Raw genomic sequence first — 25,641 nt, forward strand, 5'->3', positions numbered from 1 at the left:
AAAGTTTTAGGTCGCTTTAACTTTTTAGCGAAGAAAGGCCTCCCAGTTGCGGGAGGCCTTTTGGCTCGTGCGCGGGGTGCTTTGCCGGCTGCTGCTAGCTCAGCTTGCTGCCGAGCTCCTTGGCGGCGGCTGCCTTGTCGAAGTTGCCGCCGGTGCGCTTCGTGAGCTCGCCCATCACGCGGCCCATGTCCTTCTTGGTGGCAGCCCCGGTGTCGGCCAGCACCGCGTCGATGAGCGCGATCAGCTCCTCGCCCTCCACCTGCTTCGGCAGATAGCCTTCCAGGATGGCCACCTGCTCGGTGAGGGTGTCGGTGCGCTCTTGGTTGTTCCCCGCTTTGATGGAGCCGTCGAGCGTCTCCTTCGTCTGCTTGATGACGCGCTTGAGCATGGCGTCCACGTCGGCCTCGGTTACCTCGCGCCGCTCGTTCACCTCGATGGCCTTCAACTCGGTGTGCACCTGGCGCAGAATGTCGCGGCGATGGTTGTCGCGCGCCTTCATGGCCGCCTTGATCTCGTCTTGCAGCTGTTGATATTCCATGCTCGTCCTTTCGGCTGCGGAAGCTTCAGACTCCATCATAGCGCTTTTACCCCTCGGTGAGGGCGGTTTTCGCGATGCCGCGGGCGGCCAGGTAGGTGACGAGCATATAGCCGCCGTAGATGACGATGGTAAGCCCCGCGGCCATCATGATGGGAGTGAAGGTGTTCACGCCGATGGCATCGAACATGGAATCGGACAGCACGCCGATGGCGCAGGCCGCGTGGCACACCGCCAGCGCCAGCGGTACGAGGAAGTACACGAGCACCTGGATCAGAAGCGAGCGGTAGATCATGCCCGCATCGCAGCCGAGCTTGCTCAGGATGCGGTAGCGCGGCGCCGAGTCTGAGGCCTGACTCAGCTGTTGGATGGCCAGGATGGCTGCGGTGGACACGAGGAAGATGAAGCCGATGTAGAGCGCCAGGTAGGTGATCATGAGTCGCATGCCGGCCGACTGGTCGGTCATCTCGTGGGCTGTGATGATGCGCGTGACCGGCCACAGCAGGTTCGCGTAGGCGTTGCCGGCGCCGCTGCGCCCCTGCTCGAAGCCGCCCATATCCGAAGGCTGCGTGGCGGCTACGATATCTCCCAGGGCCGTATCGTTCTCGGCAGCGGTCTTGCCGTTGTCGGCGTACATCACGTTCAGCGTTTGGGTCGTGGGAATGAGTCCCTCGGCACCCAGGGCCTCCACAGCCTCATCGGGCACCACGAAGATAAGCGCGGTGGCGGCCATGGCGTTGTCTTCCAGCTGGGTGTCGTAGATGGGGCCGGCCACGGTGAGCTCTTGGTCCGCCACGGTGATGGTCGGGGCCGCCTTCGCCACGGCCTCGGCCAAGGCATTGACGATCTCCATGTTGTTCACCAGGCCGCAGGTGCCCGGCTCAAGATTCACGGCCGGCTGCCCCTGCAGGGTGCGGGCGGCGTTGAAGTCGGACAGCGACATCACAGCCACGGCGGTATCTCGCACCTTGCCCAAGTCGTCGATGCGCATGGCCTCGGGGCTCGCCACGGTTTCGGCGGCATCGATGATCGGGTCGTAGGTCATGTCGGGCAGCGACCACATGCTCACCTGGGCCCATGCGCCTATCGTCTCGGCCCACAGCTCGGGCGCGCCTGCTTCCAGAGCGGCGGCCATGTCCCAGTCGTATTCCTCGGCCAGGGCCAGCCGATCGGGGGCATCGGCCTCCATTTCGGCGCGGCGCTCGCGCTCGCCGGCCGACGAGCCCGTGGTGCCATCGGGGCCGTACCATACCCCGGCGCTCAAGGTGGCCGAGTAGGGGTTGGCCTTCTCCACGCCGCCGACGAACACCTCCACGAACCCCATGCCCGACGAGAACACGGTAATGGAGAAGAACAGCAGCACGCACACGGCCCACAGCGACAGAAACGCCGTGTTCACCTTGCTGGCAATCTGGCGCACGGTGAACAGGTTCAGCTTGCGCAGGTACACGCCGCGCAGGCGCGTGAGCACGGCGATGGCGAAGCCGGCCAGCGACCAGAAGAACATGAGCGAGCCCACAAGCATGGCGATGGTGGCGCGCACGAACTCGGGCTGGTCCAGCATCACCAGGCCATTGGCGATGAGCTGCTGGTAGGCGTAGGCCAGCACGGCGATGGCCGCGACGAACACCACGAGGCACGCCCACGGGTTGCGCACTCCGGCCCGCTCATTTCTCTCGCCGGCGCGGATGAGATCGATGAGCTTGCAGCGGCTCACGGTGAACGTGTTGAACAGGGCCACCACCACATAGATGGCGGCGAAGCATGCCAGGGTGACCACGAGCGCGTCAGGCGAGAACACGAACTGGTAGTTGCTCATGGTGGTGCCGAACAGCGCCGCGGTGAAGAACGACAGCGCCTGGGACAGCAGCACGCCGCAGATAAGGCCCACGGCCAGCGAGATGAGGCCCACGAGCACCGTCTCGTACAGCACGATGCGCGACACATGGCCCGGCGTCATGCCCAGCACCAGGTAGGTGCCGAACTCGCGCTTGCGGCGCCGGATGAGGAACTGGTTCGCGTACAGGATGAGGAAGCCCAGCACGCAGGCCACCACGACCGAGAACATGCCGAGCAGCTGGGTGGTCGACTCGAAGACCGAAGCCGAGGCCGAGCTTTCCATGTCGAAGAGGATCTGCTGGCTGCCGATGGAGTTGAACGCGTAGAACACCGCCACGCCGAACAGAAGCGTGATGAAGTAGATGGCGTAGTCGCGCACCGACCGGCGGATGTTGCGCAGGGCGAGCTTAAGATACATGGCCGGCCTCCCCGCCGAGGAAGGACACCACTTCCATGATGCGGGCGAAGAAGGCATCGCGGCTCTCGTCGCCCCGGCGCAGCTCGTTGAACACGGCGCCGTCCTTGATGAACAGCACGCGGTTGGTGTAGCTGGCGGCGAAGGCATCGTGGGTGACCATCATGATCGTGGCGCCCATCTGCGTGTTCATCATCTCCATGATCTCGAGCATCACCGTGGCGGCGCGGGAGTCGAGCGCGCCGGTGGGCTCGTCGGCCAAGATGAGCTTCGGGTCGCACACCATGGCCCGGGCCGCGGCCACGCGCTGCTTCTGGCCGCCGGACATCTGGTAGGGGTACTTGGAAAGCACGCCGTCCACGCCGAGACGCGCGGCCATGGCGTTTACCTTGCCGGGAATGCTGCGCGCCGGCTCGCCCTTGATGGTGAGCGCGAGCGAGATGTTCTCGAAGCCGGTGAGGGTGTCCAGCAGGTTGGAGTCCTGGAAGATGAAACCCAAATCGTCGCGGCGGAACTTCGCCAGCTGGCGACGGGACATGCCGGTGATGTCGCGGCCGCCGACGATGATGTGGCCGCTCGTGACGGTGTCGATGGTGGACACGCAGTTCAGCAGCGTGGTCTTGCCCGAGCCCGAGGGGCCCATGATGCCGACGAACTCGCCGGCGGCCACGTCGAAGGAGACGCCGGCCAGGGCATGGGTGACCGAGTCGCGGCTGCCGAAGACCTTCTCGATGGAACGCACCGACAGGATGGGGGAACCCGCAGGCCGCGGGGCCGCCGCATGGACACCGTGGGAAGCGGCGGCAGAGGCGCCGGCACCCTGGGCGACGCGGCCCGCGGCAGCCGAGGAGGCGCCGGGCGCGTAGGCATCGCGCGAGAAGGCGGCGGCCAGGCCGTCAAGGGCGCTGCGGTCGTCGGCCGAAAGCGGCAGGGGCGTGCCCGGATCGGTGGGGTTGGCGCCAAAGGCCGAGGGGGTGGGTTCGGTGTACACTTCAGCCATTAGTGGTAGCTCCTCTCGGTCTTGGGCAGCTGGCGGGCGATGATGGCGCCCACCGCCCCGATGATAGCAACGGCAAGCATAATCTTCCCTGACGTCTTCACAATGGTCCTTTCTCTCGAATGCGCGGCCCGCTCTCCATCCCGCCGGAGATGGCTTCGCGGTATTCCGATTCGCTCAAACAGTCCTCGCTTTGTGGAAATGTCCACTGGACATTTCCAGTCGCTGTGGAACTCGCTCGGTCGGAACACCCCGAACCCGTCTCCTACATTGCGTAGGCTGCGAGCACAATTCCATCCTAGGGAAAGGGGCGCGGCGGCTCCATCGATCGGGCTTACGCTTACCTTACGAACGTGTTAGGTAAGCTCGCCCGCACCATAGGTTCGGGCCCTTACGCGCCGTAGAGTTCTTTGCGGGTGCGGTCGTGGGGGAAGGTGAGGATGACGCGGGTGCCGGTGCCCTCTTCGCTGGCCAGGCCTACGTGCAGGCCCATGGAGGCGCACAAGCTGGCCACCAGGTACAGCCCCATGCCCGTGGCCGATCCGTGGGCGCGGCCGACCTGGCCGGTGAAGCCGCGCTCGAAGACGCGGGGCACGTCGGCGGCGGGAATGCCGCAGCCGTTGTCGCGCACCTCCAGCACCGTGCGGCCCCGCGGGGTGCCGGACTCTTCCTCGCGCGCGGTGAACTCGATGCTCGTAGCGCCGTATTTCGCGGCGTTCACCACCACCTGCCCCAAGATGAACACGAGCCACGGTTCATCGGCCAGCACCGTCATGGTCTCGGGAATGTTGAACGTGGGGAGTGCCCCGCGTTCGATGAGGAAGCGCGTGTTGCGCTTGCACGCCTCGCGAGCTGCCTCGCCCAGGCTCATCTCGCGGATGGCATAGTCGCGCTCCACCGAGGTCGATCGAGCATAGTACAGCGCCTGGTCCACCTGAGCCTCGATGCGCTCGAGCTCGCGGGCGATTTTCGCCGACTGGGTGCTCGGCTCATTGGCGAGCATGAGCTTTATCGCGGCAATGGGCGTCTTCGTCTCGTGGATCCACAACTCGATGTAGCGACGGTAGGCCGCAGCGTCTTCCTGGAGCTTGTCGGTTTCCGCGGCGGCAAGCGAGCTGATGCGGGCCGCGGTTCCGTAGGCAATCTGCCCTTCCAGGAAGGCGGGTTCGGCGACGAGAGCCGGCAGTACGCGGGCTTGCCGCAGCGAGGCGAGCAACCCGCGCAACTCGTGGTAGAAGGCGGCTTTGCGGCGGTAGTCCAGAAAGCCGGCACCCACAGCCAGCAGGGTGAGGATGTCGGCCGCCAGCAGCACGCCCGATGAGTTCACGCCGAGGGCGGGCAGGATGAGCACGAGGCTTACGAGGCTCAGCACCAGCGCCGCCAGCCCCAGCATGTTGTCGCGCACATAGGCGGCGGGCGTGAAGGCGGCGAGGTCTTCGATGGAGAAATCGTCGCCAGCGAGGGAGCAGAGGGGCGGCTGGCTCATACGGCGTACCCCACGCCACGGCGCGTTACGAGGAAGTCGTCGGGCACGCCAAGGGAGGCCAGCGTCTTGCGCAGGCGATTCACATTCACGGTGAGGGTGTTGTCGTCGATGAAGGCATCCGACTCCCACAGCGCGCACATAATCTCGCTGCGCGGCACCACGACGCCCGGATTCCGCATGAGCGTCTGCAGGATGCGCAACTCGTTGCGGGTAAGCTCGGCGGTGCGGTCGCCAAAGGAGACGGTGCCGGCGCCAATGTTCAAGGTGACGCCCTTGTGGCGCATCGTCATATCCGCCGCCGGTCCTGCGCTGCGCCGCAGCAGGGCCTGAATGTGGGCCAGCAGCACGGCAGGGCGGTAGGGTTTGGTCACGTAGTCGTCGGCCCCCAGGTTCATGGCCATCACTTCGTCGAACTCGCTTTCCGAGGAGGTGAGCATGAGAATGGGCACCGAGCTGTTCGCCCGAATGTCGCGGCAGATGGAATGGCCGTCGGCACCGGGCAGCTTCAGGTCGAGCACAATGCAGTCGGGCTCGGCGGCCAGGGCCCGGGCGGCGGTGTCGGCCCAACTTCCTTCGTAGGCTCCCACGGCAAAGCCGGAAAGTTCCAGCACGTGGGCCAGTTCCGTGCGCAGGGCCACGTCGTCTTCGATGATATAGATGCGCTGGGCCATGGCGGCCTCCTCCTTCATCTTGCTCCCCGGCATTTCAGGGGCGATTGCCAGCCTGCCCATTCTACCGCGATGCCCCTGTCGCGGGAACGGCGGCCGCGCACTCTTACAAGAGCGTAAGCGGCCTGCCGGCGATGTTGGTCGAGCCGACCCCTGTTTTTTGCACGAGGTTTGGAGTTATGAGCGTCTTCCAAAAGAAAAGGAGGACGGTTTTACTGAAATTCATTAAATTGTAGAGCCTCGAAGGGCTGTGAGACGCTCATAACTCCAAATCTTGCGCAAATAGGGGAAATCGCGTCAAACGAAGATGGTCATGGATTTCCTCCAAGGTCGAGCAAGTATTAAGTTTTCGCGAGAATTGCTGAAAGTGGGGTAGTATGGTCAGCGCATTTTCAAGCAGCGGTGAGCGTCGTTGGCGGCGCCCCGCGAGGGGCGAAAGGACATATATGAGAGAGATGCCCGCTAACCAGCTGAATCCGCGCATCAAGAACGTGTGGCGCATCAGCGATGCCATCTGGATTGCCATCGTGTTTCTGTGCTGCTTCGCGCCGTTTGCGATCATTGCGGCAGTTGAGCCGTCGGAGACCTGGGCGGGGTTCGTGGCCCTTATGGTGGCCGTGGTCTTCGCGGCGTTGTTCGTGTTCTTCGTCGTGGTGCTGCCGCCCATTCGCTATGCCCGCTGGCGCTACGAGCTGACCGACGACTACCTGGATATCGCCCGGGGCATCTTCTGGCGCAAGCGCTTCATCATCCCGTTCATTCGCGTGCAGAACACCGATACGCGCCAAGGACCGGTGCTGCGGGCCTTCGGGCTGTCCAGCGTCACCGTGGCCACGGCCGCCGGTGAGCACGAGATTCCCGGCCTGGGCAACGAAGAGGCCGACCTGCTGCGCGACCGCGCCGCCGAGCTGGCCCGTCTGGCCCGAGAGGATGTCTAATGGAGGCCCCGATGCAACCGCAGCCCGCGCCTCAGCCTGCAGAAGGCGAGCCGGTGAAGCACCATGTTCATCACAGTTACATGTGGCTCGAGAGCATCCGCACCCTGGTGGTGGTTGCCCTGGCTGTTCTGGTGACGAACTTCTCCACCATCGTCGGGGTCATCGCCGATGGAGGCCTCGACGGCCTCCCTACGGGCCTGGCCCTGGCCCTCGTAGCCGGTGGGTCGCTCCTCGCCATCCTCGTGGTCGTCGGCATTGTGGTGGCCATGCGGGTTGTCAGCTACAAGCACCTGTACTTCATCGTAGGACCCGAGGAGTTCACCCTCTGCTCCGGCGTGTTCAGCAAGAAGCGCGTGCACGTGCCCTACCAGCGTGTGCAGTCCATCGATCAGCGGGCCACGCTGCTCCAGCGCATCTTCGGGGTGTGCACGGTGCTCATCGACACGGCCGGTGGTGCCTCGAACAAGGCCGTCACCGTGCCTTACGTGACCAAGCAGCAGGCAGAATGGCTGCGCGCCGAGCTGTATAACCGCAAGAACCACCTGGCTGCCGTGGCCGCCGGCGCAGTTGGGTCTGCAGCTGCCGGTGCCGCTGTCGGGTCGGGCGCTGTCTCCGCCACGGCGGCTCCGGCCACCGCCAGCCCCGCGGTCTCCCCCGCGCCCGGCATCGCCGCGGGTGCCGCAGCCCCCGGCGCCCCGGCCCCGGTCGGTCAGCCCGCGTTCGGCAACGTGCTCGACATCGGTTCGCAGGCATGGGACGAGGTGGGCGGCCTGTTCGCCGGCGCCGATGTGGACACGGGCCGCGTCACCTACGAGTACGGCCTCACCAACAAGGAGCTCTTCCTCACGGGCCTTTCGGGCTCCACCTCGGCAGGCCTCATCCTTCTCGGTCTGATCGTCGGTCTCTTGCAGCTGGTGGGCAACGCCTTCGAGCTGTTCGGCGATGCGGCGAACAGCGTGGTGGCCAGCGCCGTCAGCTATGCCACCTCCCAGGCCATGGGCGCGGTCGTCGGGCTGGTCGTCGTGCCGTTCATCGTGGTGCTGCTCGTGCTGTGGCTGTTGTCGGCTCTCGGCACCTGCGTGAGCTACGGCGGCTTCAAGGCGCGCCGCCGCGACAACCGCATCGAAGTGGAATACGGCCTGCTCAAGCACAGCTTCCAGGGCCTTGCCGTAGATCGCGTGCAGTCGGTCAGCATCAACCAGACCTTCATTCGCCGTCTGCTCGGCTATTGCGAGATATCCCTGGGCAAGATCGACGCCGCCGAGGGCGAGAGCGCCAACAACAACCAGAACGCCAACGAGCTGCTGAACAAGGGCCTGGTGGTGCACCCCTTCGTGAAGGTCAGCCGCGTGCCGGAGATTTTGGCCGGCCTCATTCCTGAGTTCGCCGACCTGCCCCAGGATTCCATCCCCGTGGCGAAGGTGGCTCTGCGGCGCGCCCTCATTCGCCGCGGTATCGTGCAGGGCGGCGGCTTCTGGTGTGCCGTGGCGGCCGCGGCCCTTGCGGCGGTCACGGCGGCCGTGGGCGCTGCCATCGAGTCGGGAGCGCTGTACCTCGAGAGCGACGACTTGTTCCTTCTGTCCATGGGCTCTGTGGCGGCTATGGGCCTGTTCGCCCTGGCCGCCATCCTCTTCGTCATCGACATCATCGGCGCGGTGCTGTGGGCCCGCGAGTCCAGCTTCGCCTTCAACCGCCGCTTCATGCAGGTGAGCAATGGGGGTCTGTCGCGCACCACCATCAGCTTTCCGCGCCAGAAGATCCAGTTCGGCTGCGCGCGCAGCAACCCGCTGCAGCGCCGTGCTGGCACCCGCACGCTGCTGGCCACCACAGCCGCCGGCCAAGGGGGCACCACCACGACGCTCGTGGACGTGCCGGCGGAAGACGCCGCGGCGTGGCTCGACTGGCTGAAGCCGGGCGGCAACCAGGCCTGCGGCTCGTAGCGCTGCCGGCGAGCAATCAAAAGCGAAACTCACGGGGGCGGTCTCGGGCCGCCCCCGCTGTTTTGCGGCTGAAATATGGTAAAGTACCCGCCATGGCTAAGACAGACGACATATCACCCAAGCCGGGCTTCCTCGAGTTTTTGAAGCCGGGCCGCCGCGACACCGTGTCCGAAGACGAGATCAAGGACATGGTGGCCGACAACGACGAGCTCCTCGACGACGAGAAGCGCATGATCAACGACATCCTCGATCTTGCCGACATGACCGTGCGCGAGATCATGAAGCCCCGCGTGGACATGATCATGGCCGAAGATGTGGAGCCGGCCCGCACCGCTTTGGAGCGCATGCGCGGCACCGGCTACTCCCGCCTGCCGGTGTACCACGAGGAAGTGGACGACGTCATCGGCATTGTGAACTACAAGGACCTCATGGGTCCGCTCATGGACGGTCGCATGGAAGGCCCCGTGTCCGACTACATGTTCGAGCCGCTGTATGTGCCCGAGACCAAGAACGTGCTGGCTCTGCTCTCCGAGCTGCAGGAGGCCCGCATGCAGATGGCCATCGTAGTGGACGAGTACGGCGGCACCGACGGCCTTATCACCATGGAAGACATCGTAGAGGAGATCATCGGCGAGATCGTGGACGAGACCGACCGCGACCGCGAGCTCGTAAGCGCCGTCGGCCCCGACCAGTGGCGCTGCGACGGGCGCTTCCCCGTGGAAGATGCCGTGGAGCTGGGCTGGCCCATGGAGGAGTCCGACGATTACGAGACCGTGGCCGGCTGGCTCATCCACACCCTGGACTTCGTGCCGAAGGTGGGCGACGAGTTTGCTGTGGACGGCTTCTCCTTCAAAGTGGAGAAGATGCGCCGCAGCCGTATCTCGGTCATTCGGGTGCGCAAGATTGCCGACGGAGAATCGAGTTGTGGAGAGGCCTCCTCAACTGACTGACAGCCAATATGCTCACGGGCTTCCAATGCCACCTGCGGGAATATTTCAGCTGGTATTTGTCAAGCGAACAAAACGTGAACGTCGGTTGCCGCCGTTTTTGCCGTTGGGGCCAACTAGGGTAAAATAGCCGAGTCAAAAACAGCATAGCCCTGACTTTTTGCAGCAAATCATCCACCCTAATCCAACACGCTGCTGCCGCTCTCGCGGCTTGTTTTGTGCTGTCGTGAAAGGATGTATGTGGTTACGCAACGGAGAAAATCTCGCGGAAAGGTCGTCGTGCTCACGATGGCTGCTGCGTGCGTGCTCTCCGTCTTCGCGGTGGGCTTCGTCAACTTCGACTGGGCATCTGCCGGTTCCAACGACGCGACGGCCGCTACGTTCGGCTTGGAGCATCAGAGCGCCGAGGATAAAGCTCGCGCCGGCGTGTCCCCCGAGACGGTTGACGACAAATCCGATGCAGAGGTGCTCGCCGTCGAGGACGTTGCCGCCGGGGCCTCGCTGTCCACGGCGTCATCCCGCGACGTGAGCGCCGGTGTTGAGGAGATTGCCGCCGAGGAGGAGGCTGCCCGCGTCGCCGCCGAGGAAGAGGCCCGTCGCGCCGAGGAGCGTGCCATCGCCCGCGCCGACGCCGCCCGTTCCGAGTACTATGCCACGTTTGGCGGCTTGCCCGCCGGCGATGTGGATTTCTCCGTCGGTCGCGAGGCATTCATCGCGGAATGGGCCGAGCGCATCGACAACTACCTGGCCGGCAGCCCCCTTGCGGGTCACGGCTCCACCTTTGCCGAGGCGGCATGGGATGCGGGCATCGACCCCCGCTGGTCGCCAGCTATCTCCAATACGGAGTCCACCCAGGGCCGCGTGTGCTTCAAGGCCCACAATGCCTGGGGGTGGGATCAGACGAACTGGCCCGATTGGGACACGGCCATTCGCGCCCATGTGGCTGGCTTGGCTCGCGGTTACGGCTTCACCATCAGCTACTCCTATGCGCAGCGCTACTGCCCGCCAAATTATGACAACTGGTATAGAGATACGCTCGGCCAGATGCAACTGATCTAAAAGAATGAGAAAATGGCTTCGGCCATTTTCTTATATACAGGAGGAAACGCGATCATGAGCAACGTCATTGTCGTAGGATGCGGGCGTGTGGGCTCGCAGCTGGCGAACATGCTCTCGGACAATGGCAGCAACGTCTGCGTGGTCGACAAGAACGCCGAGGCGTTCTCCAACCTGGGACGCAACTTCAACGGGAGCACCATTCAAGGCGTCGGCTTCGACGAGGACGTGCTGCTGCGCGCCGGCGTCGAGGATTGCGACGTGCTGGCCGCGGTGACCCAGTTCGACAACGCGAACCTTATGTGCGCCGAGGTGGCCAACCACCTGTTCGGCGTGCCCCACGTCATCTCGCGCCTGTACAACCCCGACCACGAGCGCGCCTACATGCAGCTCGGTATCGACTACGTGTGCGGCACGTCGCTTGTGGCCGAAGACGTGTTCAGCAAGATTGTTTCGGGCCATGGCTCGCATATCGACACGTTCGGCGAGTTCGAGGTGCTTCGCTTTACGTTGGATCTGTCGAGCCGCGATAACGCCCGCACCATCCGCGTGTCCGAGCTAGAGCGCGACCACGAGGTGCGCATCATCGCCTTTGAGCGCGCGGACGGGTCGGCCTCGTCCATTCCCACGGTCGATTCGCTGCTCTATGCGGGCGACTCCATTCTTGCCTGCGTGCGCCATGACGTTATCACGCAGTTCTCGCGCTACATTCTGGATTAGGGAGGATCTATGTACATCGTCATTGCCGGCGGCGGAAAGATCGGCTCTTATCTGGCGTCCATTCTTCTGAAAAGCGGCAACGAGGTGGCGGTTATCGAGCAGAAGCTGACGACAGCCGACCGCCTTTCGATGCAGCTGGAAGGGCGTTACCTGGTTATTCACGGAGACGGGTGCGATTCGCGTTACCAGGAAGACGCGGGCATTCGCGGCGCGGATGTGTTCGTGGCTACCACGGGACAGGATGATTCCAACCTCGTGTCGTGCGAGATTGCCCAGCGCGTATTTCATGTGCCGCGCTGCATCGCACGCGTGAACAATCCGAAAAACGAGCGCATCTTCCGCGAGGTGGGTGTCGAATGCGTATCGTCTACCACGCTCATCGCCAACCTGATCGAAGAGGAGGCCCTGCTGGGCTCGGTGTCGGTGGTGTCGTCGCTTACCCACGGCAACGTGGCGCTCGCCGAGGTGGTGGTGCCGCGTATGCGCCATTTCTCCGACGAGGACGGCGTGCTGGTCGAGGAGATCCCGCTGCCCGACAATGCGCTGATCGCAGCGGTCTCAAGCGGTGGCGACGTGGAGGTGGCCAACGCGGAAACGCTGCTGTTTTCCGGCGACAAGGCCATTGTGGTGGCCGATGAGGATGTGCTTGACGACGTGCGCTTGGCGTTCAGGAGCCTGTAGTGTCTGCAGCGGCTCGGAACATGCGTCTGCGCCTGCGCGCTCTGCTCGTTCTGGCGGCGGTGCTCTGCGGCATGCTGGCTTATCCGGCCGATGCATGGGCTGCCGACTACCAATGTTCCCAGGTCGACCTGACGGCCGTTGTGGAGACTGACGGGTCGGCAACCGTTACCGATCAGCGTATCTTCGAGTTCCCCGGCGACGGCGAAGCGCGCGAGACCTTGAAGTGGCTGTATGCCGGTTTTCCGGAAAATGCCGAGGTGAAGGTGAAGCGCGTGCGTCTGGCGCCCGTGGACGATGAGGGCAATGTGGTGGATGAGTGGACGAAGCTGAAGTCCACGACCTTCCAGATTCCCTGGCGCGGCGGCGGCAGGCCCGAGGCCGATGGCTGGGCCTTCGACCGTTTTCAGGATACCCTGTATGCCTTCGTGCAGGATCTGCCCGAAAAGGCCGTGGTGGAAGTCACCTACAAAGTGAGCCATGCGGTGGAGACCTACGACGATGCCGCGGATTTCCAATGGCTTTATGCGCCGCTCGATTACGCCGTCGATCTGCATCAGGTGACGGCCAAGGTGATTCTTCCGGTAGCCGCCAATGCCGCGGTGGAACCCAACGAGAACGTGCTTGCCTGGGGTCATGGCCCCAAAGACGGCACGGTGGAAATCTCCCAGGACGGTTCGATCACCTTTACCGACCCATCCGTGGCGTCAAGTGCCTACGCCGAGGGCCGTGTGATGTTTCCCGTCGGCTGGCTGACCAACCTGAGCGAGGAAGATCGCCTGGCGAACCAGGGGAGTTTGCAGTACCAGTGGACGGCCCAGTACGAGGAGGGCTGGGTCGATCGCGACGCCCATCGGCTCATTATGCGCGACAGCCTGGCCTCGGGATTGATGGGCGCCTGCGCCCTGTTCCTCGTCGTGGCCTTGCTCGTATACGCCCGCTGGGGCCGCGAGCGGCCGCCGTCTTTTACCGACGACTACTGGTGCGAAGTGCCCGACGGAAGTTTGTCGCCGGCGGAGATGGGACGCCTGTGGCGGTGGAACCACGAGAGTCCCGATGATGCCGTGGCCATGGCGCTCGATCTCGTGCGACGCGGTATCGTGGGCGTGCGGTACAAGGCCGGCCGGCCCGCGGCGCTGCTGCTGCCGACGGCAGACCGGCTCGAAGACGACTGCCTCGGCGCAGATGATCGTGCAACGCTTCGGCTGTTAGAGGCGCTGGCCGAGGGGGCCGATCGGTTGACGCTGGCCGACCTGTCGTCCTTCGCGCACCAGCGTCCCCAGGCGTTCTTGGAGGCGGAGCACGCATGGCAGCAGGGGCTGTCTCGCCGCATCGAGGCCTACGGCTTTTTCGACAACGGAAGCCGTCGCGCCCAGCGCGCGATGCTGGTGCTCGCGGCCCTGCTCGCGGTTGCGGCGGTGCTCGCCTTCCTGCGGCTCGGCTGGTTTCCGGCGCTGCTTTCTCTGGCAACGGCGGCGGCCGTGGGAGTGCTGGCGAACTATACCATGCGGCGTTCGGTTCGAGGCAACGAGATAACCGCCCACGCCAAGGCGTTGCGCAACTGGATGCGCGATGGCGGCTGGAGCTTTGCGGCCTGCGGGCTAACGGTAGGCGAACGAGCCGAGCTTGTGCCCTATGGCTACCTGTTCGGCGTGCTGCGCTTCTTGAAGCCCCTCGGGGAAAACGGGCGAGTCCTCGGCACCGATGCCGCCGAGGGCGCCGCGGCCCCCGTCGATGCCGCCGATCAGTTGGCGGAGCTGGCCCCCAAGTTGTCCACTGCCTTCGACGACGCCCTGCGTGTTGCCCACCATCGCGCCGAAGTGCGTGCCTAGTTGGAAGCGAAGAGGCGAACGCATCGTTTCGCCAAGAAAGGAAGCCCCCATGAAAGAGAAGTCCTTCGAACCCGGTTGTGACAACGTCGTGCTCATCGGCATGCCCGGAGCCGGCAAATCTACTCTCGGCATTGTGCTGGCGAAGATCCTGTGCAGGGATTTCGTCGATGCCGACCTGCTCATTCAGCAGTCGTGCGATAAGTCGCTCCAGCGGCTTATCGACACGCTGGGTCCCGATGCCTTCATCGAGATCGAGAACCAGGTGCTCTCGGAGATGAGCTTCGAGCACTCGGTCATCGCCACGGGCGGCTCGGCCGTCTACAGCGATGCGGCCATGGAGCATCTCGGCAAGATAGGCCGCGTGGTGTACCTGAAGATCAGCTTCGACGAGCTGAAGGCGCGCCTGGCCGACTTCTCCGATCGCGGCGTTGTCATGAAGGGCGGTATCGGCATGAGCCTGCGCGACCTGTACGACGAGCGCCTGCCCCTCTACGAGAAGTACGCCGACATCACCGTGGACGTGAACGACCTGTCCATTACCGCCGCCGCCCGCAAAGTAGCTGCCGCGCTGAAGTAGCCTCTCTCGTGCCGAGGCTCGTGGCTGCCGAGCGCTGCGGCGGCGGAGACGGCGGAAGGATTCGGACTGCCAGCAGACCCGTGCCCCCCGGTTACCCAGGGGGCATTTTTCTTGACGAAAAAATTCATATATGACCGAATTAATCCTGGTGGGGGGGGGGGGGCGATTCTATGATAGACTCGTTGGCAAGTAGGAAGAGGCTGGTTTGAGAGAACGAGGAAAGGAGTTGCGTATGCAACTGACCATGAAGAAGATGGGCGCCGCCGCTATCGCTGCCGCCCTGGCGCTGTGCGTTGCGCCTGCCATGGCGATGCTCACTCCGGGCACCGCTCACGCCGCCGGGAAGGCGAGCATCACCAAGCTCTATCACGAGGGCGATCTGGATATCGATGTCATCACGACCAAGGTGACCAAGAAGGAACAGGCGGACGGCAGCCATTGGGCGAGCCTTACCAACTATACCGGCAAGGCCGTGAAGCCGAAGGTCGAGGTGCGCGTGTACGACAAGGATTATGAGGGCAAGCGTACCGAAAAGTACTGGGACGACGAAAAGAAGAAGATCGTGAAGGAAACCTACACGACGAAGTATCGTCCCCTGAAGGTGGTCAACGTTACGGGCAAATCCAGCAAGGAAGCCAAAAAGCTCATCAAGAAGAAGAAGGCCGATGTCACCATCGAGTACAAGAACAACAAGAACATCGGTCGCGCTCAGGTGGTTATCAAGGGCGTGAACAAGTACAAGGGCACTGTGTATCAGACGTTTTCCATTAACGTTCCCCAGGTGAAGACCGTGAAGGTGAAAGCCGCCAAGAAGGCCCTGAACGTTTCCTGGAAGAAGGTCAAGGGCGCGACGCACTATCAGGTGGCCGTGCGCGACAAGGCTGCCGGAGAAACGGTGAAGACCGTGCTGGTGGATGCCAAGAAGAAGTCCGTCAAGATCAAGGGCCTGAAGGCGAAGCGCGCTTACGAAGTGACCGTGCAGGCGTGCGCCAACGGCGTGAAGTCTTCCTATAAGACCACCGAGTCCGTCAAGTACGATCAGAAGTGGGAGACGGTGACCGACGAGTGGGGCGACATGGATGAGAAGCTCGTGTCCTATAAGACGCTGAACTTCACCGGCTCCTACGAGAGCATCGGTACCTACTGGGGCGACGAGTCCCCCGTGAAGGTCAAGAAGACCAAGTAACTTCCATTCCTAACATTGCTTCCTACTTATCGAGGGAGAGGCTGCGGGGGACGCGGCCTCTCTCTTTTTGTGGGCGCGGTGTTGGGCCGAAAGCGAGTGCAGCCGTCACGGGCCGCAGCGGGAAAGCGGGCACGTGCTCCCCGCTAAATCTGATACTCTCCCATAACTTTAGTCGCCTGTAGTGTAGAATACAGGACAAGTTTTTGCGCCGATGGGGATTGGCGCATGGTATCCATGAGGCCGTTTTCCTGCTGCGAATCGAAGAAACTGCACCGCGTGTGCTGATTCGCGCGCAGAAAGACGTGCCCCGACCGGGGAGGCGCGAGGGCCGCGATGGCCGTCCGCTTTCGGAAAGGAAGCATCTATGGATTTTGAGAAGCTGAACCAGATGCTTGTCGACTGGACCGGTGAGATCGACGGGTTTATGTACACGTACATCCTAGTGATCTTGCTCGTGTTCGTCGGCATCTACTTCACGATCCGCACCAAGGGCGTGCAGATTCGCTACATCAAGGACATGTTCACCCAGCTGACCGAGAAGAAGCACGTGGAAGGTGAGAAGTCCATCTCATCGTTCCAGGCTCTCATGGTGTCCACCGCCTCCCGCGTGGGCACGGGCAACATCGCCGGCATCGCCACGGCCGTGGCCACCGGTGGCCCGGGTGCCATCTTCTGGATGTGGCTCATGGCGCTCATCGGCGCGGCTTCGGCCTTCATCGAGTCCACTCTGGCCCAGATCTACAAGATCCGCGGCAAGGAAGGCGAGTTCCGGGGCGGTCCGGCCTACTACATTCAGCAGGGCTTGGGCCAGCGCTGGCTCGGCATTATCTTCGCGTGGGCGCTCATCCTGTGCTTCGCCTTCGGCTTCAACGGCCTGCAGGCCTTCAACATGACCTCGGCCCTTGAGTACTACATCCCCGACTACGCTAGCAACGGCACGGCCATCGGCGTGGGCATCGTGCTCATCGTGTTTACCGCCTTCGTCATTTTCGGCGGTGCGAAGCGCATCTCCATCATCACCTCCATCATTGTGCCCATCATGGCCATTGCCTACATTGTCGTGGCCGTGTGGACCACGGTGGCCAACATCGGTGAGCTGCCGGCCGTGTTCGGCACCATCTTCCAGTCGGCCTTCAACTTCCAGTCCATCGCCGGCGGCTTCGCGGGCTCGGTGGTCATGCTCGGCATCAAGCGCGGCCTGTTCTCCAACGAGGCCGGCATGGGCTCGGCCCCGAACGCCGCCGCCACGGCTTCGGTGTCGCACCCGGTGAAGCAGGGCCTCGTGCAGAGCCTGTCGGTGTACATTGACACGCTGCTCATCTGCACCTGCTCGGCCATGATGGTCATGATCTTCTGGGTGCAGGATCCGGCTTTGGCCGCATCCCTGAACGGCATGCCGCTCGTGCAGATGGCCGTGAACAACTCCATCGGCGAGATCGGTATCCACTTCATCACCTTCGCCATCTTCGCCTTTGCGTTCTCCAGCCTCATCGGCAACTACTTCTACGCCGAGACCAACTTCCGCTACATCTTCAAGCACACGAAGTGGGGCATGGTGGTCTTCCGCGTGCTGTGCCTGGCCGCCATTTTCTACGGCTGCGTGAACAGCTTCGATCTGGCGTGGAACCTGGCCGACATCTTCATGGGCTTCATGGCCATTATCAACCTCGTGGCCATCCTGCTTCTGGGCAAGTGGGCCTTGGCGGCGCTGGACGACTACACCCGTCAGCGCAAGGAGGGCAAAGACCCGGTGTTCTTGGCCTCGAGCGTGCCCGGTATGCCGGCCTGCGAGTGCTGGACTACCGCCGATCTGCCCGATTACGGCGACAACCCGGTGGGAGAGTACATCGAGGAAGCCGCTTCCTTCGAGGTGGAGGGTTTGAAGTAACCTCTGCGCGAGAGAATGACCAGCAGCGAAAGGGCGTCGCTCGAAGGAGCGGCGCCCTTTCTTCGTGGAGGGCCGGGGCGAGCATGCGCGGGCGGCTGCATTTGCTGAGTGCGACGGCTTCGCGTGGCCGCGGGCTCGGCCGGAGCCATCGCGGCTGTTCGCGCACGCGGCCCGGATACGCTGCTACAGCTGGCGGATGCGACGGCGGGCTATCAGGGCGGCGGCCAGGGCGAAGGCACCGGCGGCAGCGGTGAAGCCCATGGTCCAGGGCAGCTCGTCGCCGCTTTGGGGGATGGTCTTGGCGGCCGTGGTGCGCTTGTAGGTGGACGAGGGCGTGGTGGTCGTGGTCTTCGGGGTAGCCGAGGGCGTTGTGGTTGCCGGGCGCTTCACCTCGCGCACGTCGTACACATCGAAGGCCTCCTTGGAGTCGGCGTAGCCCTTATTGGCGGCCAGGGCCATGAGCACGGCGGCCGAAGCGGCTGGCTCGGCGCCCTTCTCCATTCCGTCCAGATCGGCATAGCCGTCGAGGGCCTTGTCGGCATGGGCCGTCAAGTAGCCGAGCGGAGTAGAGTCGTTCGAGGTTTTCAGATCCTTGGAGGGATCGGCCCCGAGGGCCACCAGCGCGGTGGTGGCATAGGCGGTGGCGGGCACGTCTCCGGTCAGTGCCAGGCCGTCGGCCGGCCAGCTGCCGTCGATAAGCTGCGCGTCGTAGAGCGCCTCGCTCGCGCTCACCACGGCGGCGGCCACTGCGTCGTCGTCCTCGGCGTAGGGCATGAGCGCCAGCAGGGCTTGGCTCGTCAGCGGGATGGAATAGGTGTCGGCCTTCTCGCTCGCCCAGAAGAACCCGCCGTCGTCCTGGGCGGCCAGCAGCAGGTCGATCAGGCCTTCAGGGGTCACGCCGCTGATGTTGCGGTACTTGTCGTTGCCGTAAACGGGCAGCAGGTAGACGGCGTCCTCTAGCGTAGGATCGGTGGTCTCGGAGAGCTTTTCCATTTCTACGACGAGGTTGCGGGTCTTGCCGCCTATTTGGGCCTTCGCGCAATCGATGCCGCCGGCTGTGAGCGCCATGATGTAGCGACCGTACTGGCCGAGGGTGAGGCCCGCATCGGATTTCTCGTCCTTGAGGAAGTTCTTGACGAGCGCGTCCACATCGATGTCGGCGCCCTTGCCGAGGGCGTTCAGGGCAATGGCCGCGTCTGCGGTCTTGGCGGAGAGCTTGCCGTCGTCCCCGTCGGCGGAGAAGCGAGCCACGAGCTTCTTCAGAAGCTTGGCCGAGGCCTGCTTGTCGGCGGGAAAGTACTGGTCGACGGCTTCGGTCGGCGCCGTGGAATCGCCGGGGTTGGCGGCACCGGGCGTGCCCTCATCGGCCTGGTCGGGCACAGCGGGAGAGGGGGCGTCGGCACTGGCGGGGTTGTCGGTGTCGGTTGCACCCGCATCGGCGGGGGCGGCAGGAGCGATGGGCGCAGCTTCCGTCTCGGCAGCGGGCGCGTCGGAAGCGGGCTCGGAGGCACTGGCGCTATCGGGGGCGGCTGTCTCGCCGTCGGCCGGGGTGTCGGGGGCCGCAGGGGTTGTCTCTTCGGCTTCCGGGGCATCGCCGCCGACCGCGTCTGACGCGTCCGAGGCGGCCTCGGCCGTCGTTTGGGCGGGGAGGCTTGCGTCGTCACTGCCCCAGGCGGGCGCGAGGGGCATCATTCCCAGGCACAGCGACGCGGAGACGATGCCCGCGAGCAGCTTTCTCCAGGGGGCGGTAGCGGCGCTGCCCGCCGCGGCGCGGCGATGGGCGCGAAGGTACGGATTGGTGTGCGTTTGCATGATGGAGAACCTCGCTTTCTCATCGCTTGGCGGCCGGCGCCTCTCGGGGAAGGCGCAGCCGCAGGGTCGATCATGGCAAGCGACTTCATTCTAAGAAGGGGGCTCTGGCCGCAGAAAAGAAGGCGGGATCCGTCATCTATCGGTTTCCGCCTCAACTTTCTACCGTCAATTTCGCGACCCTCCCTTCACTTTGTTGACGCGGTGATAGTAAGATAAGCGACAACATCATCTAATCCTGCCCGCGAAGCTGGGGCAGCGCGGGGTTCTTGTGCGAAAGGGGAGCGACATGGCGCGCATCGACCGTTCGACGTTGCGATGCGTCGGGCGTGCCGTGCCGGCGGTGGCATTGACGGCGGCTCTGACGGTGGCCGCGGTAGTTTCGGAAGATGCGCGGATCGATCCCGAGCGTTTCTTCGCTGCTGAGCGCAGCGGCTGCATTGTCGATGAGCGGGCTCCCCTGGCCGAGACGCCGGTCTCTGAGGGCGAGGAGCAGGCCGCCGTCGAGCGCGCGACCGATGCCGAGGAACTCGGCTACGTTCCCGGCCAGATTGTCGTGGTGTACGAGGAGGACGCGACGAGCAGCGATCGCCGTGAAGCCGCCGAGGAGCTGGGTGCCGAGGAGGTCGGGCAGACCGTAGAGGTGGAAGCCGGCTCGGTGGTATCGCTGGACATCGCCGAGGATATGACGGTGGATGACGCCGTGCAGGCGGCTCGCGAGTCGTCGGCGGTAAAATACGCGCTGCCAAATTATGTGGCGGAAACCTTTGACGATGTGGTGGCGACCGAGACGTCGTTTACGACGGTGGCCGGCGATGACCGCGTGGCCGACCAGTGGCATCTTCCGTTCGTGAAGGCCCCTCAGGCATGGGAGGCGCTTGCCTCGTGCGGGGAGGCGCTGGAGCCGGTCAAGGTGGCCGTCGTCGATACGGGCGCCTCGCTTTCCCATCCCGACCTGACGGCGGTGGTCAACCGCGATCGCAGCATCGAGGTGGTATGGGCCGACGCGACGTCGCTCGCCTCGTGGACGGGGTTGCCCTTGCGCGGAGACGGCTACACGAACGGCGGCGCGGCAGTGAGCGAGTTCACCAGCCACGGCACCCATGTATCGGGTATCGTGGCCGCTCAGGCTGGCAACGGGGGCGTTCTCGGGGTGGCCAGCGGCGGCGAGACGAGCTACGCCAACGAACTTGTCGACCTGGTGGTCATCGATGCCTTCTCCCTGCTGGCGAGCAACGGGAAGCCCAACGCGACTTTGCAGGACATCGTCTACGCCCTCGACCATGCACGGCAAAGCGAGTGCCGGGTGGTGAATATGAGCTTGGGATTCGTGTCGGACGACGCCGATCTGGCCCAGTTCTTCGACGAGTTGTGCCGCGGACTCACCGAGAAGGACGACATGCTGCTCGTGTGCGCCGCCGGCAACAGCAACGCGCGCACGAAGAACTATCCGGCCGCCTGCGATGCGGCCCTCGGCGTCATCAGCATCTCGGAGCGAACGGCGGTGGGGAGCTCCTCGCTCACGTTCCGCCGTCCGTTTTGGCGCGGCTCCGACGTGCTGCGCTCGTCGTTTTCCAATTACGGAAGCTGGTGCGATGTGTCCGCGCCCGGCGAGAGCATTCTGAGCACCTACGTGCGCAGCGGGGTGACTGACGGCTACGCCACCATGAGCGGAACCTCCATGGCCTCGCCGGTAGTCGCTGGCATAGCCGCCATGGTGCGCGCGGCCCACCCCTCGCTCTCGGCAACGGAGGTGAAGGAGCTGCTGTGCCTGACGGCGACCGATCTGTACAAGGCCGGCAAGGACGAGCAGACCGGTTACGGCGCGGTAGATGCCGAGGCGGCCGTGCAGCGTGCGCTTGCCTTGCGCCAGGGCGCAACCGAGCAGGCCCCGCCCGCTCCCGCTCCCGAAACGAATCCCACCGGCCCCGAGGCCGATGCCGCCCCCGCGCCGCCCGCACCGGAGGTTGAGCCCTCCCCTTCGCCCGCGCCGGAAACCCCCTCTTCTCCCGCGCCTTCCACCCCTGCTCCTGCAACTAAGCGGCCGCAGCAGTCTTCGGAGTCGCAGGCCGGCGCCGCGACCAAGGCGCCAGCGGCCGCGCAGGCCCCGGCTGCCCCTGCGAAGGCATCCAAGCCCACGGTGAAGAAGGCGGCCAGGCCCACGCTCAGGGCCATGAGGAGGGGGTTCAAGGTTTCCTGGAGGAAGGTTTCGGGCAAGGTAAGTGGCTACCAGGTGCAATACGCGCTCGACAAGAAGTTCAAGAAGTCGCCGAAGATAAAGACGCTCTCCAAGGGCAAGAAATCGCTGACGGTGAAGAAGCTGAAGGCGAAGAAGCGCTACTATGTGCGCGTGCGGGCCTATTACAGGCAGGATGGCCAGAAGTACTACGGGAAATGGTCACCGGCGAGATCGGTGGTCACGAAGAAGTAGGCCGCGACTGCGCCCGGCGCCGCGGTTTCGCCTGATTGTCGTTGTGGCGCGTCGTGCTATACTTTCCCGGAACTATGACGAGGGGTGCGATCCGGCAGTACTCGTGCTGCACGCCTGGGGAGGCGGGGGCGCCCAAATAAAGGATCCGAGGGATGCCATGATAGATATTCCGAGTCCGGCCATTGCCATCGTGGGCCGGCATAATTCCGGGAAGACCACGCTCATCGAGCGGCTTATCGCCGAGTTGGTGGCGCGCGGCTTAGATGTGGGCTCCATCAAGCACCACTCCCATCGCGGCTTCGACATCGACCATCCGGGCAAGGATTCCTACCGCCATCGCGCCGCCGGCGCCTCTGAGACCGTTATCGCTGCGCCGGGCCAGGTGGCGCGCGTAAAGACCATCGAGGGCGAGATGGAATGCAGCGATCTGGTGCGCTCTATGCCCGGTCACGACATCGTGGTGGTGGAGGGCTACCGCAAAAGCGGGCTGCCCACCATCGAGATCATGCGCCAAGCCAACGCCGCCGACGCCCACACTGCCGAGGCGCTCTTGGCTGCCGCCCGCGCCGGCGAGCCGCTCGGTGCCGACCATGTGCAGCTTGGCCGTGCCGAGGGGGAGGTGCAGGGCGAAGGGCCTTTCGCTGCCGACGAGCGCGAGAAGATGCCGACGGCCGCCACGGTGGCCGTGGCCACCGATATTCCCGCTGCCCGCGAGGCGGCGGCTCTCTACGGCATTCCGGCCATTGGTTTGGAAGACACGGCGGCTTTGGCCGACTTCCTGACCGAGCACTATGTGCGCCCGCGTGTGTCGGTGGTCATCCAGGCCGGCGGCGAGTCGCGGCGCATGGGCCGCTCCAAGGCCACGGTGCCCTTCGCCGGCCGTCCGCTCATCTGTCGGCTCGTGGAGCGTCTGGCTCCCGTGGCCGACGAGCTTATCATTACCACCAACGAGGCGACCAACCTGGAATTCTTGCATGAGATGTATCCCGATCGGGACATTCGCCTCGTACCTGATGCCTATAACGAGCGCGGGGCGCTCCCGGGCTTGTATACGGCGCTCTCGGCGGCCCGCAATCCCTACGTGGCCGTGGTGGCCTGCGACATGGTGTTCGCCAGCGCGCGCTTGGTGGTGGCCGAGGCGCTGGCTATGCACGAGAGCGGTGCGGATGTGGTAACCCCCCATAACAAGCACGGGTTCGAGCCCTTGCACGCGATGTACCGCCGGGATACTTGCGCGCCGGTCGTGCACCGCCGCACCGAGACCGGCGAGAAGCGCGTGCAGAGCTTCTTCTCCGATCCCGAGATCACTGTGCTTCCCTTTGCTCAGGAACGCGTGTTGGAGGTGGAGCCCCGCGGCGGCTGCTTCATCAACGCCAACACCCCCGAGGATCTGGCGCGTATCGAGGAATCCTATTTGGGAGAGTAACCGAGAGGACGAGATTCCATGCCCAACTTGAACGACATCATGGAGATGATGGACGCTTTGGAAACCAAGGCGGTTGTTTCCATTCCCACCCGCTGCGTGGCCGTCCGCAACCGCCATTCCACCTGCCAGAAGTGCATCGACGCCTGTCTGGCCGATGCCATCCACATCGAGAAGAACGAGCTCGAGATAGACGCCGGCGCCTGTGTGGCCTGCGGGGCGTGCATTGCCGTATGCCCCACCAGCGCCCTCATATCGGTGGACCCTATGGAAGAGGAACTGGCCGCCGCCGTGGCCGCCACTACTCCCGCTGCCGACGGAGCGACGGTTATCGCCTGCGCCCGCAAAGCGGCCCGCCAGGTGGGCGACCCCGACAAGTACGCGGTGGTGCCGTGCCTTGCGCGCATGGACGAGCGCCTCGTTGTGGAGCTGGCGGCCCGCGGCGTCGTCGATATTCAGCTAGTGGATGGCGTGTGCGCCACCTGCAAGTACCGCGGGGCCGTGCCGGCCATCGACGACACCGTGGCCTCGGCTCGCGAGCTTCTGGGCGCCGTGGGCTCCGACACCGTTATCACCCGCACTTCCGAGTTTCCCGAAGCCGTGCGCGTGGCCGACCTGCAGAAGGCCGTAGGTGCCGCACGCCGCGAGTTCTTCACGTCCACGGGCCACTATGCCAAAGACGTGGCGAAGTCGGCGGCCGAGAAGATGGTGAACGAGAAGCTCAAGCAGCTGAAGCTGCAGAAGGAGGAGCAGTCGCTGCGCGATAAGCTCGGCGTGAAGAACGGCGCGGGAAAGATGCCCACCATCGACGCCGAGCGCAACATGGAGATTCTAGATGCGCTGGCCCGCATTGGCGAGCCGGTGGAAGAGGAGATGTTCACCCGCATCTTCGGCGACGTGGAAGTGGACGTGGAAAAGTGTTCTGGCTGCGGCATGTGCGTGATGTTCTGCCCCACCGACGCTTTGCGCAAGAGCTTGGACGTGCACCCCGACAAAGCCCGCGCGTACATGGAGTTCTCCATGGCCGAGTGCACTCAGTGCAACCTGTGCGCCGACGCTTGTCTGAAGAAGTGCATCGAGGTAGTGCCCGTGGTGTCCCTGGCCGAGCTGTTCGACTTCGAGCCGCGCCTCGTGGAAATCTCGGCCTCTAAGAGCGGCAACAAGCTTTTTAACCGAAATAAGTAGGCGGAGCATGCCGACCATGCTATACTCTGCAACACTTTCAGTACTTTAGTACGGTAGAGTCATAAAGTGAAGGGACGACGCAGTCCCGAGAGAGCCGGGGGCATGTCCCCCGCCGATGCGATAGGGGAGGAACCTATGAAGAAGATGACGAAACTGGCGGCCATGGCTGCTGCCCTGTGCCTGGGCGCGGCGCTTCTGGCCGGTTGCGCCGGTGCGGCCGACAACGGCGCGGCCGATAATGGCGCCGACAACGGTGCCGCGGCCAATCCCGAGGCCACCACGCTTATTGTGGGCCTCGATAACGCCTACCCGCCCTACGGCTTCATCGGAGACGACGGCAACCTGACCGGCTTCGATATCGACCTGGCCACCGAGGTGGCCAAGCGCAACGGCTGGAACCTTGAGCTGGAGGCCATCGACTGGGATGCCAAGGACGCGCTCTTGGGCCAGGGCACCATCAACTGCATCTGGAACGGATTTACCATGGAGGGCCGCGAGGGCAAGTACGCCTTCTCGAAGCCCTACATGCACAACGAGCAGGTCGTGGTGGTGAAGAAGGACTCCGGCATTAGCAAGCTGGAGGATCTGGCCGACAAGAACGTCATGACCCAGGCCGACTCTGCCGCTCTGGACGTGCTCGAGGGCGATCAGAAGGCCCTGGCCGACACCTTTGCCGGCGGCAAGGCTCAGACCATCGGCGACTACAACAACGCTTTCATGCAGCTGGAGTCCGGTGCCGTGGATGCCGTGGCCTGCGACCTGTCCATTGCCGACTACCAGATGGCCGCCAAGCCGGACATGTTCGTGAAGCTGGAGCCCCTGTCCACCGAGAACTACGCCGTGGGCTTCGCGAAGGACGGCGACACCGCCATGGTGGACGCCGTGAACAAGACCTTGAAGGAGATGTACGACGACGGCACCATCGCCCAGCTGTGCGAGAAGTGGGGCGAGTACGGTATCACCATCGACAACTGGGTTCTTGTTGATTAATGGCTTCTGCCATTAATCAACGCCGATGCTGCGGTTCCGACAGGCACCTGCCTCTACGCTTCAAGGCTTTCCTTCGCGGCACGAAGGCCGCTCAGCCGCCT

Annotated in this window: 20 protein-coding genes; 14 read left to right on the forward strand and 6 right to left on the reverse strand. The window is 64.1% G+C overall.

Annotated elements, in window-relative coordinates; all coding sequences use genetic code 11:
• Nucleotides 1–94 precede the first annotated feature (94 nt).
• From C811_RS13625 to C811_RS13640, 5 genes are all read right to left on the reverse strand, one after another.
• Nucleotides 95–538, reverse strand: coding sequence for a GatB/YqeY domain-containing protein (locus C811_RS13625; RefSeq protein WP_016310254.1), 444 nt, complete (start codon nt 536–538; stop codon nt 95–97).
• A 46-nt stretch (nt 539–584) separates the two neighbouring features.
• Nucleotides 585–2,792, reverse strand: a complete 2,208-nt coding sequence (locus C811_RS13630; RefSeq protein ID WP_016310255.1) for an ABC transporter permease — start codon at nt 2,790–2,792, stop codon at nt 585–587.
• Entirely contained in the window at nt 2,782–3,540 is a 759-nt protein-coding gene (locus C811_RS0104030) for an ABC transporter ATP-binding protein (protein ID WP_028027790.1), read from the reverse strand. The genes C811_RS13630 and C811_RS0104030 overlap by 11 nt, the downstream gene beginning before the upstream one ends.
• 637 nt (nt 3,541–4,177) lie before the next feature.
• Nucleotides 4,178–5,272: a sensor histidine kinase gene (locus tag C811_RS13635; RefSeq protein ID WP_016310258.1), complete on the reverse strand. Its 1,095-nt coding sequence runs from the start codon at nt 5,270–5,272 to the stop codon at nt 4,178–4,180.
• Nucleotides 5,269–6,003 (reverse strand): response regulator transcription factor, encoded by a 735-nt coding sequence (locus C811_RS13640; RefSeq protein ID WP_244874328.1) that lies wholly within the window; start codon nt 6,001–6,003, stop codon nt 5,269–5,271. The genes C811_RS13635 and C811_RS13640 overlap by 4 nt, the downstream gene beginning before the upstream one ends.
• Nucleotides 6,004–6,386: 383 nt before the next feature.
• On the opposite strand from C811_RS13640, the gene C811_RS13645 reads away from it, so the two are divergent.
• The 10 genes from C811_RS13645 to C811_RS13690 all read left to right on the forward strand — a co-directional run bounded on the left by C811_RS13645 (nt 6,387) and on the right by C811_RS13690 (nt 17,702).
• Nucleotides 6,387–6,878: a PH domain-containing protein gene (locus C811_RS13645; RefSeq protein ID WP_016310260.1), complete on the forward strand. Its 492-nt coding sequence runs from the start codon at nt 6,387–6,389 to the stop codon at nt 6,876–6,878.
• Nucleotides 6,878–8,818, forward strand: coding sequence for a PH domain-containing protein (locus C811_RS13650; protein WP_022926649.1), 1,941 nt, complete (start codon nt 6,878–6,880; stop codon nt 8,816–8,818). The genes C811_RS13645 and C811_RS13650 overlap by 1 nt, the downstream gene beginning before the upstream one ends.
• A gap of 92 nt (nt 8,819–8,910) precedes the next feature.
• A complete protein-coding gene (locus C811_RS13655; RefSeq protein WP_016310262.1) occupies nt 8,911–9,768 on the forward strand; it encodes a hemolysin family protein in 858 nt (285 codons plus the stop codon).
• Between the two features lie 237 nt (nt 9,769–10,005).
• A complete protein-coding gene (locus tag C811_RS16965) occupies nt 10,006–10,824 on the forward strand; it encodes a hypothetical protein (RefSeq protein WP_016310263.1) in 819 nt (272 codons plus the stop codon).
• Nucleotides 10,825–10,878: 54 nt separating this feature from the next.
• Nucleotides 10,879–11,541: a potassium channel family protein gene (locus C811_RS13665; RefSeq protein WP_016310264.1), complete on the forward strand. Its 663-nt coding sequence runs from the start codon at nt 10,879–10,881 to the stop codon at nt 11,539–11,541.
• Between the two features lie 9 nt (nt 11,542–11,550).
• The gene (locus tag C811_RS13670; protein WP_016310265.1) at nt 11,551–12,222 is read left to right on the forward strand and encodes a potassium channel family protein; all 672 of its coding nucleotides are present in this window, start codon (nt 11,551–11,553) and stop codon (nt 12,220–12,222) included.
• Complete coding sequence (locus tag C811_RS13675; RefSeq protein WP_016310266.1) at nt 12,222–14,051, forward strand: DUF2207 family protein; 1,830 nt, start codon at nt 12,222–12,224, stop codon at nt 14,049–14,051. Before C811_RS13670 ends, C811_RS13675 begins: the two co-directional genes overlap by 1 nt.
• A gap of 49 nt (nt 14,052–14,100) precedes the next feature.
• The gene (locus tag C811_RS13680; RefSeq protein ID WP_016310267.1) at nt 14,101–14,628 is read left to right on the forward strand and encodes a shikimate kinase; all 528 of its coding nucleotides are present in this window, start codon (nt 14,101–14,103) and stop codon (nt 14,626–14,628) included.
• Nucleotides 14,629–14,860: 232 nt separating this feature from the next.
• Nucleotides 14,861–15,814: a fibronectin type III domain-containing protein gene (locus C811_RS13685; protein ID WP_016310268.1), complete on the forward strand. Its 954-nt coding sequence runs from the start codon at nt 14,861–14,863 to the stop codon at nt 15,812–15,814.
• A gap of 364 nt (nt 15,815–16,178) precedes the next feature.
• Entirely contained in the window at nt 16,179–17,702 is a 1,524-nt protein-coding gene (locus C811_RS13690) for an alanine/glycine:cation symporter family protein (RefSeq protein ID WP_016310269.1), read from the forward strand.
• A 183-nt stretch (nt 17,703–17,885) separates the two neighbouring features.
• On the opposite strand, the gene C811_RS13695 is transcribed toward C811_RS13690, so the two are convergent.
• Nucleotides 17,886–19,514 (reverse strand): hypothetical protein, encoded by a 1,629-nt coding sequence (locus C811_RS13695; protein ID WP_016310270.1) that lies wholly within the window; start codon nt 19,512–19,514, stop codon nt 17,886–17,888.
• Nucleotides 19,515–19,800: 286 nt separating this feature from the next.
• Between C811_RS13695 and C811_RS13700 the strand changes: the two genes are divergently transcribed.
• From C811_RS13700 to C811_RS13715, 4 genes are all read left to right on the forward strand, one after another.
• Nucleotides 19,801–21,942, forward strand: a complete 2,142-nt coding sequence (locus tag C811_RS13700) for a S8 family serine peptidase (RefSeq protein ID WP_016310271.1) — start codon at nt 19,801–19,803, stop codon at nt 21,940–21,942.
• A gap of 157 nt (nt 21,943–22,099) precedes the next feature.
• Complete coding sequence (gene mobB / locus C811_RS13705; RefSeq protein ID WP_016310272.1) at nt 22,100–23,368, forward strand: molybdopterin-guanine dinucleotide biosynthesis protein B; 1,269 nt, start codon at nt 22,100–22,102, stop codon at nt 23,366–23,368.
• A gap of 18 nt (nt 23,369–23,386) precedes the next feature.
• A complete protein-coding gene (locus tag C811_RS13710) occupies nt 23,387–24,550 on the forward strand; it encodes a 4Fe-4S binding protein (protein ID WP_016310273.1) in 1,164 nt (387 codons plus the stop codon).
• A 135-nt stretch (nt 24,551–24,685) separates the two neighbouring features.
• Nucleotides 24,686–25,540 (forward strand): amino acid ABC transporter substrate-binding protein, encoded by an 855-nt coding sequence (locus C811_RS13715; protein WP_016310274.1) that lies wholly within the window; start codon nt 24,686–24,688, stop codon nt 25,538–25,540.
• Nucleotides 25,541–25,641: the final 101 nt, after the last annotated feature.

Origin of the sequence: Adlercreutzia caecimuris B7 (assembly GCF_000403355.2) — a bacterium.
In the GTDB taxonomy this organism is placed as follows: domain Bacteria; phylum Actinomycetota; class Coriobacteriia; order Coriobacteriales; family Eggerthellaceae; genus Adlercreutzia; species Adlercreutzia caecimuris.

Coding starts and splice junctions, on each gene's coding strand:
- C811_RS13645 (WP_016310260.1), top strand. CDS start 6,387: ATGAGAGAGATGCCCGCTAACCAGCTGAATCCGCGCATCAAGAACGTG.
- C811_RS13690 (WP_016310269.1), top strand. CDS start 16,179: ATGGATTTTGAGAAGCTGAACCAGATGCTTGTCGACTGGACCGGTGAG.
- C811_RS13710 (WP_016310273.1), top strand. CDS start 23,387: ATGCCCAACTTGAACGACATCATGGAGATGATGGACGCTTTGGAAACC.
- C811_RS13630 (WP_016310255.1), bottom strand. CDS start 2,792: ATGTATCTTAAGCTCGCCCTGCGCAACATCCGCCGGTCGGTGCGCGAC.
- C811_RS13715 (WP_016310274.1), top strand. CDS start 24,686: ATGAAGAAGATGACGAAACTGGCGGCCATGGCTGCTGCCCTGTGCCTG.
- C811_RS13640 (WP_244874328.1), bottom strand. CDS start 6,003: ATGGGCAGGCTGGCAATCGCCCCTGAAATGCCGGGGAGCAAGATGAAG.
- C811_RS13625 (WP_016310254.1), bottom strand. CDS start 538: ATGGAATATCAACAGCTGCAAGACGAGATCAAGGCGGCCATGAAGGCG.
- C811_RS13685 (WP_016310268.1), top strand. CDS start 14,861: ATGCAACTGACCATGAAGAAGATGGGCGCCGCCGCTATCGCTGCCGCC.
- C811_RS13695 (WP_016310270.1), bottom strand. CDS start 19,514: ATGCAAACGCACACCAATCCGTACCTTCGCGCCCATCGCCGCGCCGCG.
- C811_RS13665 (WP_016310264.1), top strand. CDS start 10,879: ATGAGCAACGTCATTGTCGTAGGATGCGGGCGTGTGGGCTCGCAGCTG.
- C811_RS13635 (WP_016310258.1), bottom strand. CDS start 5,272: ATGAGCCAGCCGCCCCTCTGCTCCCTCGCTGGCGACGATTTCTCCATC.
- mobB (WP_016310272.1), top strand. CDS start 22,100: ATGATAGATATTCCGAGTCCGGCCATTGCCATCGTGGGCCGGCATAAT.
- C811_RS13670 (WP_016310265.1), top strand. CDS start 11,551: ATGTACATCGTCATTGCCGGCGGCGGAAAGATCGGCTCTTATCTGGCG.
- C811_RS13650 (WP_022926649.1), top strand. CDS start 6,878: ATGGAGGCCCCGATGCAACCGCAGCCCGCGCCTCAGCCTGCAGAAGGC.
- C811_RS13700 (WP_016310271.1), top strand. CDS start 19,801: ATGGCGCGCATCGACCGTTCGACGTTGCGATGCGTCGGGCGTGCCGTG.
- C811_RS13680 (WP_016310267.1), top strand. CDS start 14,101: ATGAAAGAGAAGTCCTTCGAACCCGGTTGTGACAACGTCGTGCTCATC.
- C811_RS13655 (WP_016310262.1), top strand. CDS start 8,911: ATGGCTAAGACAGACGACATATCACCCAAGCCGGGCTTCCTCGAGTTT.